Origin of the sequence: Pseudomonas medicaginis (genome assembly GCF_965119365.1) — a bacterium.
GTDB lineage: Bacteria > Pseudomonadota > Gammaproteobacteria > Pseudomonadales > Pseudomonadaceae > Aquipseudomonas.
On the sequence record NZ_OZ221631.1, the window covers coordinates 4,107,642 to 4,119,940 of the forward strand.

General features: G+C 62.4%; 11 protein-coding genes. All 11 read left to right on the plus strand.

The genetic code is table 11. From position 1 onward, the window contains the following. The first annotated feature begins 9 nt into the window (after window positions 1-9). The 11 genes from pssA to ACMTA2_RS18110 all read left to right on the plus strand — a co-directional run bounded on the left by pssA (window position 10) and on the right by ACMTA2_RS18110 (window position 11,984). The gene (gene pssA, locus ACMTA2_RS18060; RefSeq protein ID WP_413791092.1) at window positions 10-1,353 is read left to right on the plus strand and encodes a CDP-diacylglycerol--serine O-phosphatidyltransferase; all 1,344 of its coding nucleotides are present in this window, start codon (window positions 10-12) and stop codon (window positions 1,351-1,353) included. Window positions 1,354-1,364: 11 nt separating this feature from the next. Then, window positions 1,365-2,381 carry an AraC family transcriptional regulator gene (locus tag ACMTA2_RS18065; RefSeq protein ID WP_413791093.1) on the plus strand — a complete coding sequence of 339 codons (1,017 nt, stop codon included), beginning with the start codon at window positions 1,365-1,367 and terminating at the stop codon, window positions 2,379-2,381. A 202-nt stretch (window positions 2,382-2,583) separates the two neighbouring features. After that, window positions 2,584-3,555, plus strand: a complete 972-nt coding sequence (locus tag ACMTA2_RS18070; RefSeq protein WP_413791094.1) for an NAD-dependent epimerase — start codon at window positions 2,584-2,586, stop codon at window positions 3,553-3,555. 32 nt (window positions 3,556-3,587) lie between these two features. After that, complete coding sequence (locus ACMTA2_RS18075; RefSeq protein ID WP_413791095.1) at window positions 3,588-4,331, plus strand: glycosyltransferase; 744 nt, start codon at window positions 3,588-3,590, stop codon at window positions 4,329-4,331. Between the two features lies 1 nt (window position 4,332). Then, a complete protein-coding gene (locus tag ACMTA2_RS18080; protein ID WP_109754136.1) occupies window positions 4,333-4,626 on the plus strand; it encodes a lipid-A-disaccharide synthase N-terminal domain-containing protein in 294 nt (97 codons plus the stop codon). A gap of 67 nt (window positions 4,627-4,693) precedes the next feature. Beyond that, complete coding sequence (locus ACMTA2_RS18085; protein WP_413795680.1) at window positions 4,694-6,151, plus strand: ArnT family glycosyltransferase; 1,458 nt, start codon at window positions 4,694-4,696, stop codon at window positions 6,149-6,151. 262 nt (window positions 6,152-6,413) lie between these two features. After that, window positions 6,414-8,078 (plus strand): AMP-binding protein, encoded by a 1,665-nt coding sequence (locus ACMTA2_RS18090; RefSeq protein WP_413791096.1) that lies wholly within the window; start codon window positions 6,414-6,416, stop codon window positions 8,076-8,078. Between the two features lie 16 nt (window positions 8,079-8,094). Next, the gene (locus tag ACMTA2_RS18095) at window positions 8,095-8,856 is read left to right on the plus strand and encodes an SDR family NAD(P)-dependent oxidoreductase (RefSeq protein WP_413795681.1); all 762 of its coding nucleotides are present in this window, start codon (window positions 8,095-8,097) and stop codon (window positions 8,854-8,856) included. A 13-nt stretch (window positions 8,857-8,869) separates the two neighbouring features. After that, a complete protein-coding gene (locus ACMTA2_RS18100) occupies window positions 8,870-10,060 on the plus strand; it encodes an acetyl-CoA C-acyltransferase (protein WP_413791097.1) in 1,191 nt (396 codons plus the stop codon). 9 nt (window positions 10,061-10,069) lie between these two features. Continuing rightward, window positions 10,070-11,197 carry an acyl-CoA dehydrogenase gene (locus tag ACMTA2_RS18105; protein WP_413791098.1) on the plus strand — a complete coding sequence of 376 codons (1,128 nt, stop codon included), beginning with the start codon at window positions 10,070-10,072 and terminating at the stop codon, window positions 11,195-11,197. A gap of 13 nt (window positions 11,198-11,210) precedes the next feature. Next, the gene (locus ACMTA2_RS18110) at window positions 11,211-11,984 is read left to right on the plus strand and encodes an enoyl-CoA hydratase (protein WP_413791099.1); all 774 of its coding nucleotides are present in this window, start codon (window positions 11,211-11,213) and stop codon (window positions 11,982-11,984) included. Window positions 11,985-12,299 lie beyond the last annotated feature (315 nt).

The following is a 12,299-nucleotide window of genomic DNA, read 5'->3' on the forward strand; positions in this document are numbered from 1 at the left end:
GCGAGCCCTATGCCGTCGCTTTTCAAACGCTCCCTGCTGCCCAAGCTGCGCAGCTTTGCACTGACCGCCGACGCGGTGACCATCCTCGATGGTGCTGCTCAATTCCGCCGTTGCCTGCTGGAGAAAATCGCCCAGGCCACCCAGCGCATCTACATCGTCGCCCTGTACCTGCAACAGGACGAGGCCGGCCAGGAAATCCTGGATGCCCTGCATGCCGCCAAAGCGGCGCGTCCGGAGCTGGACGTGGTCGTGGTGGTGGACTGGTTGCGGGCCCAGCGCGGGCTGATCGGCGCCAAGAAGCAGCCGGGCAACTCGGCGTGGTACCAGGAACAAACTCGCACCCATGCCAGCGAAGTGCCGATCTACGGCGTGCCGGTGCAGACCCGCGAGCTGTTCGGCGTGCTGCATTTGAAAGGCTTCGTGATTGACGACTGTGTCCTCTACAGCGGCGCCAGCCTGAATAACGTCTACCTGCACAAGTTCGACAAATACCGCTACGACCGCTATCACCTGCTGCAGAACACGGCACTGGCCGATTCGATGCATCACCTGGTGCAGCACGGCCTGATCACCTCCAGGGCCGTGCACCGCCTGGACCTGCCGAACCTGCCCAGCACCCGCAGTTTGCGCAAGGACATCGGCGACCTGCGCAGTCGCCTCAAGTACGCGACCTATGACACCAGCGTTGGCAGCCTCGACAAGAGCGGCCTGTCGGTCAGCCCGTTGCTGGGCGTGGGCAAGAACAATCCGCTGAGCCGGGTGATCGGTGAACTGATCGCCAGCAGCCGCCAGCAACTGACCATCTGCACCCCGTATTTCAACCTGCCCCTGGCCGTGACCCGGGAGCTCAACCGGGCCCTGGCCCGCGGGGTCAAGATCGACATCATCGTCGGCGACAAGACCGCCAACGACTTCTACATTCCGCCAAGCGAGCCGTTCAAGATCATCGCGGCGCTGCCGTACCTCTACGAAATCAGCCTGCGCCGCTTCGCCAAACGGCATCAGCGCGCGATCGACAGCGGCCAATTGAACCTGCACCTGTGGCGTGACGGGGACAACACCTATCACCTCAAGGGCATGTGGATCGACGAACGCTACACCTTGTTGACCGGCAACAACCTCAACCCACGGGCCTTTCGCCTGGACCTGGAAAACGCGCTGTTGCTGGACGATCCCAAGGGCGAGTTGCTGGCGCCGCGCCAGGCCGAGCTTGAACAGATCTACCGCCACACGCGCCGGATCGAACGTTACCTGGACCTGGAAACCCTGCCGGATTACCCCGAGGCCGTGGCCAGGTTCTTGAAACGGGTCAGCCGGGTGCGGATAGAACGGCTGCTTTACCGGATCCTGTGAACACCCGCGCCATGTCGAAAAAAGACACCATCTCTATTCAGTTGGTGCGTGAGGCGCTGCTGCAAAGTTGCGCTCCCGGAGCGGCTACCGATGAGGTATTGAGCAAGGTGGGCATCGATCCCGCGTTGCTCGACGACGCCCAGGCGCGGGTCCCGGCCCATGCCTATGCGCGGCTCTGGCGTTTGCTCGCCCGGCGCCTGGATGACGAGTTTTTTGGCATGGACCCGCGCAAGCTCAAGTCCGGCAGCCTGGCGTTTCTCTGCCAGTGCGCCATGGCCCAGCCCACGCTGGCGAGCGGCTTGACGGCGGGGCTGGGGTTTCTGTCACTGATGCTCGAACACCTGCCGGCCCAGTGGGTGCGCCAGCAAAGCCTGGCGGAGATCGTGCTGCTGGAAGACGATCAGGAACCGCGCCGCGCCTTTACCTATTTCACCTACTGGATGATTGTCCATGGCGTGGCCTGCTGGCTGGCCGGGCGGCGCATTCCCATTCTTTCCGTCGAACTGCGTTGTCCGGCGCCGGATTTCTGCGACGACTATCGGGTGATGTTTTCCCAGAACCTGCGTTTTGACCGGCCGCGCACCCGGATGATTTTCGCCGCTGAATGCCTGGACCTGCCCATCCGGCGTACCGCCGATGAGCTCAAGCGCTTCCTAGCCCAAGCCCCGGCCAACATCCTGGTCAAATACCGCGACCCGCAAAGCCTGGCCAGCCGTATCCGGCACGACCTGCGGCAACTGCCCGCCGACCAGTGGCCGGAAACCGAGGCCCTGGCCCAGCAGTTGTGCGTGTCCGCTTCAACCCTGCGCCGACGCCTGGCGGACGAGGGCCAGACCTACCAAGGGCTCAAGGACAGCGTGCGCAAGGACCTGGCGATCACTTGGCTGGCCGAGCCCTCCATCAGTTTCGTCGAAATCGCCTCGCGCCTGGGCTTTGCCGATGCCAGTTCCTTCTACAAGGCGTTTCGCAAATGGTCCGGGTCCAATCCGGGGCATTATCGCAGCCTGATTCTCAACGATCCTGATTGACCCATCTATTGGGTGGCCTTCAATCTTGTGCCTACCCAAGCCCCTGTGGGAGCGAGCTTGCTCGCTCCCACAGGGTTCTTCGCTTGGCACACAGGCACGCTCATAAAACCGTCATTTATTTCTGATACAAGCCTGTGCAGGCCCCGGAAAAGCCGGGCCATCCGTCAGGGTAATGTATGCAAATGACCGTTTTGGGCCGCGTATGAAAGTACTGGTCACCGGCGCCGCAGGGTTCATTGGATTTCATACCGCCAAGCGGCTGTGCAGCGATGGCCATCAGGTCATAGGCATCGACAACCTCAACAGCTACTACAGCGTCGAGCTGAAACAGGCACGGCTGGCTCAGTTGGCCGAATGCCGCGATTTCCGCTTTCAGTTGCTGGATGTGGCAGACAAACAGACACTGTTGGAGTTGTTTGCCGAACATGCCTTCGACCAAGTCGTCCACCTCGCGGCCCAAGCCGGCGTGCGTTATTCCATCGACCATCCGGACGTTTATGCGCAAAGCAACCTGGTAGGTTTCCTCAACATATTGGAAGCCTGCCGTGCCCATCGGCCGGCGCACCTGGTGTTTGCTTCAAGCAGTTCGGTGTATGGCTTGAACGACCGCCTGCCGTACGCCACGACCGACCCTGTCGATCAGCCCGTGTCTTTCTATGCCGCGACCAAGCGCGCCAATGAGCTGATGGCTCACGCTTACTCGTATCTCTATGGCATTCCCACCACCGGCCTGCGGTTTTTTACCGTGTATGGGCCTTGGGGACGGCCCGACATGGCGCCATTCAAATTCACCGATGCCATCCTCAACGGTCGCGCCATCGACGTTTACAACGACGGCGCGATGTCTCGCGATTTCACCTATATCGACGACATTATCGAGGGCCTCGTGCGGCTGATACCGCTGCCGCCGACCGATGAGACCGGCGTGCGCAACAAGGTCTACAACATCGGCTTCGGCTCACCGGTGAAGCTTTTGCAGTTTATCGAGTGCATTGAAGAAGCGCTGGGCATCCGCGCGATAAAGAATTTCTTGCCACTGCAATCGGGCGACGTGGTCGACACGTGGGCGGACACTCGTGAACTGGAGGAGCGGGTGGGATTTCGCCCACAGGTCGCAGTGCCCGTCGGTGTGCAGTCGTTTGTCGATTGGTACCGCGACTATTACGCCGTTTAACCACTCATTTGCCAGCATTTTTCTGGAGCATCATGCAAGAAGCCCCTTATGTATCGGTCCTGATTCCGGCCAAGAACGAGGCAGGTAATCTCATTCCACTCCTTGAGGAAGTGCGCACGGCGTTGGCCGATGAGAACTTTGAGGTCATCGTGGTGGACGATGGGAGCACCGACGCCACCGCCGCTGAGTTAAGCACCTTACAAGGTAGCGGCTACCCGCAATTGCGGGTGCTCACCCACACCCGTTCCCTCGGGCAGAGCACCTCGATCTACCACGCCGCTGAAGTGGCTCGCGGGCATTGGTTGGCAACGCTGGACGGCGACGGTCAGAACGACCCGGCCGATCTGCCGAAAATGCTCGACCTGGTGCGCGGCTCCGAAGGCACCCCCGCGGGCGTCAAGCTGGTGGCAGGGCATCGCGTCAACCGCCGGGACACGGCGAGCAAGCGTTGGGCCTCGCGATTTGCCAACAAATTGCGCGCCGGCCTACTCAAGGACCAGACACCCGATACCGGTTGCGGCATCAAGTTGATCGAACGCGAGGCGTTTCTGCGCCTGCCGTATTTCGATCACATGCATCGCTTTATTCCGGCGCTGATCCGCCGTCACAGCGGCCGGATGCTGGTTCACCCGGTGAATCACCGCGAGCGTGGGGCAGGGGTGTCCAACTACGGCAACCTGGACCGGGCGCTGGTGGGCATCGTCGATCTGTTCGGGGTGTGGTGGCTGATAAAGCGCACCCGCCTGGATACCAACGCACAAGAAACCGAGGTGTGACATGGGCAGAGAAACCTTGTGGCTGGCCGTTGGCTTCGGGGGGCAATTGGCATTCACCGGGCGTTTTGCCCTGCAATGGCTGTACAGCGAGTACAAGAAACGCAGCATGATTCCTGTTGGTTTCTGGTACCTGAGCATCATCGGCAGTGCGCTGTTGCTGGCCTATGCCATCTACCGCGAAGACCCGGTATTCATTGTCGGCCAGTCCTTCGGCTTTATCGTGTACCTGCGCAATTTGCAGTTAATCGCCAAACATCATCAGCAGGAAAACCGCGAACTGGCTGAGAAGGGCTGAGACCGTGCGGATACGATTATCCTCTTCGCGGCTGGAGCTTCTGGCGTTTGTGGTATTGGCCTTGATCATGGTGGGCGCTGGCCTTGGCTGGCGCCAACCGATGAACGTCGATGAAGAGCGCTTCCTTGGCGTTGCCCTGGAGATGCTGCAGAACGGCTCTTGGTTCATTCCCCATCGCGCCGGTGAAATCTACGCCGACAAACCGCCGCTGTTCATGTGGACGGTGGCGCTGTTCGTGCAACTGACCCACCTGCCCAAAGTTGCCCTGTACTTGCCCGCGCTGCTGGCAGGCGCCGTCACCACCGCGTGCCTGTATGACCTGGGCCGACGCTTGTGGGGACGGCGCATAGGGGTGATCGCGGCGCTCTTGTTTCTCGCGACCTACCAGACCTACAGCATCCTGCGCACCGGGCAGATCGATGGTTTCCTTGCGCTCTGGACCATCCTGGGGATCTATGGCTTGTGCCGACACATGCTGCTCGGCCCGGCCTGGCGTTGGTACTACGTGGCGTGTGCGGCGATGGGGTTGGGGATCATCAGCAAAGGCGTGGGTTTTCTGCCGGTGCTACTGCTGATTCCCTATGCCTATGCGCTGCGCAAAGGTTGGAAAGGGGTGGTGGCCATGCCTGGCCGGGCGGGACGCTGGTGGCTGGGGCTGGTCGTAGCGTTGGTCGCCATCGCGTTATGGCTGGGGCCTTTGCTGATGATTGTCTCCCAGGGCAGTGCCGACAGCCTGGCATACGCCCAGGAAATCCTGTTCAAGCAAACGGCGGGGCGTTATGCCAACGCATGGGAGCACCGCGAACCATTCTGGTATTTCTTCGTCCAGGTGATTCCGAAGTACTGGTTGCCGATTGTGTTCATGCTCCCCTGGCTGGTGCCGGCCTGGCGTAAACAACTGCTCAAGCACGACGGTCGGGTGTTGGTGCTACTCGGTTGGGTGCTGCTGGTGTTGGTGTTCTTTAGCCTGAGCAGCGGCAAACGCAAGCTGTATATCTTTCCCGCGTTACCCGCGTTGATTCTGGTGGTGGCGCCGCTTGTGCCGTGGATGCTGCGCCGCTGGTTTGGTGACCGGCCGAGGGGCAGGGTGGTCTTCAACGTAGTGGCTGCGCTGTGGTTGTGTGCCTGGCTTGTACGCGGTTTCGTCGAGCCCCACAAGGAAGGCATCAACCCCCACCAGACCTTGATGCGCGATGTCGCGGGGATGACTTCAAATGCCGAGTTGGTGCTCGTGGGTTGGCGTGAGGGCCATTGGCTGTTCGCCCAGCAACCCATCGTGCATTTCGGCTTTTATAACGGCAACGCCCTGGAACAATCCGCCACCTGGCTGCGAAGCCATCCCCGGGCCTTCGCCCTGGTTCCCGCCCGGGATCTGGCCCGCTGTTACGACCCGCAAAAGGCTCGCCGGGTCGGCGATACCTCAAGGGCCGAGTGGTTCCTGACGGGGGCTGATGCGGACAACCAGCGCTGCCAGTCGCCAGCGCCGGAGAAGGTCTATTCGTTTGCCTGGCAGCAACCCTTGTAGCGGCTGAAGCACCGTCTTCGCGAGCAAGCCCGCTCCCACAGGGGGGCTTGGGGGGGCACAAAATCGAAGTCCACTACAAATCCCCTGTGGGAGCGGGCTTGCTCGCGATGCGTATCTGAAGAACACCACACCCCTGAACCATGGCCAAACCAGTCAAGCAACTTGAGGGCTTTGACCATTGCCGCCATCGCCCTTCGGCGCGAGTATTTGTCTGCTCTTCACGGTTCCCCCAACCAATAAAAAGTACAGAGGGATTCTGGTCATGCGCGATTATTCGTCCGCCACGTCGCAGTTCGATTACCTGCACACCGCCAACGCCGCCCTGCACGGCTCGCTCGAGGCGCTCAATGCATGCGTCGAGTGTTGCGACCGGCATGCATTGCCGGGGCGTATCGCCCTGTTCTGGGAGGGGCGTGACGGCAGCGAGGCCATCTGGACTTACCGTGACCTGCAGGACAACGCGGCGCGGTTCGCCAATTTCCTGCGTGCCCAAGGCGTTGGCCAGGGTGACAAGGTGGCCGGCCTGTTGCCGCGCACCGCTGAACTCCTGATCGTGGTACTCGCCACCTGGCGCATCGGGGCGGTGTATCAACCGCTGTTCACCGCGTTCGGGCCCAAGGCCATCGAGCACCGGCTCGGCAGTTCGGGGGCGCGGGTCGTCGTGACCGACGCCGTCAACCGTCCCAAGCTCCAAGACGTTGCCGGTTGTCCCACCATCGTCACGGTCGGCGGCGAAAAGGGCCAGGGCATCGTGCGTGGCGACTACAGTTTCTGGGCCGAAGTGGCGAATCATTCCAACCAATGCGAACCGCTGATGCTCACCGGCGAAGACCCGTTCCTGCTGATGTTCACATCGGGCACCACGGGACCGGCCAAGGCACTGTCAGTACCGCTCAAGGCCATCGTGGCCTTCCAGAGCTACACCCGTGACGCGGTTGACCTGCGTCCTGAAGACGCCTTCTGGAACGTCGCCGACCCGGGTTGGGCCTACGGTATCTATTTTGGCGTGAGCGGGCCGCTGGCCATGGGGCATCCGATCACCTTCTACGATGGTCCGTTCACCCTGGAAAGCACCTGCCGGATCATCAACAAATACGGGATCACCAACCTGACCGGTTCGCCCACGGCCTATCGCCTGTTGATCGCCGGGGGCGAGCAGTTTGCCCGCTCGATCAAGGGCAAGCTACGCATCGTCAGCAGCGCCGGCGAACCGCTGAACCCGGAGGTGATCCGTTGGTTCGCCGACAACCTGAACGTGGTGATCCACGACCATTACGGCCAGACCGAGCTGGGCATGGTCCTGTGCAACCACCACGGGCTGGAACACCCGGTCCACCTGGGGGCGGCCGGTTTCGCCTCGCCGGGCCATCGGATCGTGGTGTTGGATGAAAACCAGCGCGAACTGGGCGTGGGCCAGCCCGGCATTCTCGCGGTGGACCGCAGCCAGTCCCCCATGTGCTGGTTCGCCGGTTACGAAGGCGGGCCGACCAAGGCTTTCGTAGGTGATTACTACCTGAGCGGCGACACCGTGGAGCTGAACCCGGACGGCAGCATCAGCTTCGTCGGCCGCAGCGACGACGTGATCACCACCTCCGGCTACCGGGTGGGGCCGTTCGACGTGGAAAGCGCGCTGATCGAACACCCGGCCGTGGTGGAGGCGGCGGTGATTGGCAAGCCCGACCCGGAACGCACCGAGTTGGTGAAGGCCTTCGTGGTGCTCAACACCCAATACCGTGCCGCACCGGAGCTGGCCGAGGAATTGCGCCTGCACGTGCGCCAGCGCCTGGCGGCCCATGCCTATCCCCGTGAAATCGAATTTGTCAGCGACTTGCCGAAAACCCCAAGCGGCAAATTGCAGCGCTTTATCTTGCGCAACCAAGAGATCGCCAAGGCCCAAGAAGCCGCGGCGCAGAACGTTTCAGCTTGAACCCAAGGAAACCATGATGCAGATCGACAACAAGATTTTCCTCGTCAGCGGCGGTGCTTCGGGCCTTGGCGCGGCCACTGCTGAAATGCTGGTCGAAGCCGGCGCCAAGGTGATGCTGGTGGACCTCAACGCCGACGCCGTGGCCGCCCAGGCGCAAAAGCTGGGTTGCCGGAGCGTGGTGGCGGATATCAGCAACGAAGCCGCGGCTGAAGCGGCGGTCAAGGCCGCCGTCGATGCGTTCGGGGGGCTCAATGGCTTGGTGAATTGCGCCGGTATCGTGCGGGGCGAGAAGATCCTCGGCAAGGAGGGCCCCCATGGGCTGGCCAGTTTCAGCCAAGTGATCAACGTCAACCTGATCGGCAGCTTCAACCTGCTGCGCCTGGCGGCGGCGGCCATTGCCGAAACCGAGGCCAACGCTGACGGTGAGCGCGGGGTGATCATCAATACAGCGTCGGTGGCGGCCTTCGACGGCCAGATCGGCCAGGCGGCCTATGCCGCCTCCAAAGGCGCCATCGCCAGCCTGACATTGCCGGCCGCCCGTGAGCTGGCGCGCTTCGGCATTCGGGTCATGACCATTGCTCCGGGGATTTTCGAGACCCCGATGATGGCCGGCATGACCCCGCAAGTGCGCGACTCCCTGGCCGCCGGCGTACCGTTTCCGCCGCGCCTTGGGAAACCTTCCGAGTACGCGGCGCTGGCCCGGCATATCATTGAAAACAGCATGCTCAACGGCGAGGTGATCCGTCTCGACGGCGCCTTGCGCATGGCAGCCAAATAAGTCAGGAGGATTCATGATGTCCAACGATCCTATTGTCATCGTCAGCGCCGTCCGCACCCCCATGGGCGGTTTCCAGGGCGAACTCAAAAGCCTTACCGCGCCGCAGCTGGGGGCCGCCGCCATCAAGGCCGCCGTGGAGCGCGCCGGCATCCCAGCCGATGCGGTTGAAGAGGTGTTGTTCGGTTGCGTGCTCGCCGCCGGCCAGGGCCAGGCACCGGCGCGTCAGGCTGCGCTGGGCGCCGGGCTCGACAAGTCGACCCGCTGCACCACGCTCAACAAGATGTGTGGTTCGGGCATGGAAGCGACGATCCTGGCCCACGACATGCTCGTTGCCGGCAGCGCCGATGTGGTGGTGGCCGGCGGCATGGAAAGCATGTCCAACGCGCCGTACCTGTTGGATCGCGCCCGCGGCGGTTATCGCATGGGCCATGGCAGGGTGCTTGACCACATGTTCCTCGACGGGTTGGAAGACGCCTACGACAAAGGTCGGCTGATGGGCACTTTCGCCGAGGATTGCGCCGAGGCCAACGGTTTGAGTCGCGAGGCACAGGATGCCTTCGCCATTGCGTCCACCACCCGCGCCCAGGAGGCGATCAAGGACGGCAGTTTCGACGCCGAGATCGTGCCGTTGCAGGTCCTGGTCGGCAAGGAACAGGTGACCATTCGCCACGACGAGCAGCCACCCAAAGCGCGGATCGACAAGATCGCCTCGCTCAAACCGGCGTTCCGCGAGGGCGGCACGGTGACGGCGGCCAATGCCAGTTCCATTTCCGATGGCGCCGCCGCCCTGGTGCTGATGCGCCAGAGCCAGGCGGCCGAGCGTGGCCTCAAGCCCTTGGCGGTGATCCACGGTCATGCCGCGTTTGCCGATACCCCGAGCCTGTTTCCCACGGCGCCGATTGGCGCCGTGAAGAAACTGATGCAAAAGACCGGTTGGTCGCTGGATGACGTCGATCTGTTCGAAGTCAACGAAGCCTTTGCCGTAGTGGGGCTGGTGACCATGGACAAGCTGGAAGTCGCCCATGACAAGGTCAACGTCCACGGCGGCGCCTGCGCGCTGGGTCACCCGATTGGCGCGTCTGGCGCGCGGATCATCGTGACCCTGCTCTCGGCCCTGCGCCAGAAAGGCTTGAAGCGCGGCGTCGCGGCGATCTGCATCGGCGGCGGCGAAGCCACGGCCATGGCCGTCGAATGCCTGTATTAAGGAACAACCATGCTCCCGACTGAAGAACAGACCCAAATCCGCGACATGGCCCGACAGTTCGCCCAGGAGCGCCTGAAACCATTCGCCGCCGAATGGGACCGCGAGCACCGTTTCCCCGGGGAAGCCATCGCCGAAATGGCCGAATTGGGCTTTTTCGGCATGCTGGTGCCGGAGCAGTGGGGTGGTTGTGACACCGGTTACCTGACCTATGCCATGACCCTGGAGGAAATCGCCGCCGGCGACGGCGCATGCTCGACCATCATGAGCGTGCATAACTCGGTGGGTTGCGTGCCGATCCTCAAGTTCGGCAACGATGAGCAGAAGGCGAAATTCCTCACGCCCCTGGCCAGCGGCGCGATGCTGGGGGCTTTTGCCCTGACCGAACCTCAAGCCGGTTCGGACGCCAGCAGCCTCAAGACGCGGGCACGGTTGGAGGGCGATCATTACGTGCTCAACGGTTGCAAGCAGTTCATCACCTCCGGACAGAACGCCGGGGTGGTGATTGTGTTCGCGGTGACCGATCCGAGCGCCGGCAAGCGGGGTATCAGCGCGTTCATCGTGCCGACCGATTCACCGGGCTACAGCGTGGCGCGGGTTGAGGACAAACTCGGCCAGCACGCGTCCGACACCTGCCAGATCCTCTTTGAAGATTTAAAGGTGCCGGTGGGCAATCGCTTGGGCGAGGAGGGCGAGGGCTACAAGATCGCCCTGGCGAACCTGGAAGGCGGCCGGGTGGGCATCGCGGCGCAGGCCGTGGGCATGGCGCGGGCGGCGTTCGAAGCGGCCCGGGATTATGCGCGGGAACGCTCCAGCTTCGGCAAGCCGATCATCGAGCATCAGGCCGTGGCGTTTCGCCTGGCCGACATGGCGACCCAGATCGCCGTGGCCCGGCAAATGGTCCATTACGCCGCCGCGCTGCGGGACGGCGGCCAGCCGGCGTTGGTGGAGGCGTCCATGGCCAAGCTGTTCGCCTCGGAAATGGCCGAAAAGGTTTGCTCAATGGCGTTGCAAACCCTGGGCGGTTACGGTTACCTCAACGACTTCCCGTTGGAGCGCATCTACCGCGACGTACGGGTCTGCCAGATCTACGAAGGCACCAGCGACATACAGCGCATGGTCATTTCGCGCAATCTTTGAACAGGAGTCCTGCATGAGCTACGAAACGATTTTATTGGAGATCAAGGACCGCGTCGGCCTGATCACCCTCAACCGTCCCCAAGCCTTGAACGCCTTGAATGCGCAGATTGTCAGCGAACTGAACCAGGCGCTGGATAGCCTGGAGGCGGATCCGAACATTGGCTGCATCGTGTTGACTGGCTCGAAAAAAGCCTTTGCCGCCGGTGCCGACATCAAGGAAATGGCGGAGCTGACCTACCCGCAGATCTACCTGGACGACCTGTTCAGCGACAGCGACCGCGTGGCCAACCGCCGCAAGCCGATCATCGCGGCGGTGAACGGTTTTGCCTTGGGCGGTGGCTGTGAGCTGGCGTTGATGTGCGACTTCATCCTGGCCGGCGACAACGCCAAGTTCGGCCAGCCGGAGGTCAACCTCGGCGTGCTGCCAGGTATGGGCGGCACCCAGCGCCTGACCCGGGCGGTGGGCAAGGCCAAGGCCATGGAAATGTGCCTGACCGGGCGCTTCATCGATGCCGTGGAGGCCGAGCGTTGCGGCATCGTCGCCAGGATCGTACCGGCTGACGAACTGCTGGACGATGCACTGAAAACCGCAGCGTTGATCGCCTCCAAGTCGGTGCCCATCAGCATGATGGTCAAGGAAAGCGTCAACCGCGCCTTTGAAGTCAGCCTGTCTGAAGGCGTGCGCTTCGAGCGCCGGGTATTCCACGCCGCGTTTGCGACGCAGGATCAGAAGGAAGGCATGGCGGCATTCGTGGCCAAGCGTGCGCCGGAGTTCCAGGACAAGTAAGACGCGTTGCGACGGCCGCTTTCGCGAGCAAGCTCGCTCCCACACTGGATCTCAGGTGTACGCAGCCCTTGCATACACCACTGGTCCCTGTGGGAGCGGGCTTGCCCGCGAAGACGCCGGCATACCCAGCATAGAAGTGACTGACCCACCGCTTTCGCGAGCAAGCTCGCTCCCACACTGGATCTCAGGTGTACGCAGCCCTTGCATACACCACTGGACCCTGTGGGAGCGGGCTTGCCCGCGAAGACGCCGGCATACCCAGCATAGAAGTGACTGACCCACCGCTTTCGCGAGCAAGCCCGCTCCCACACTGGA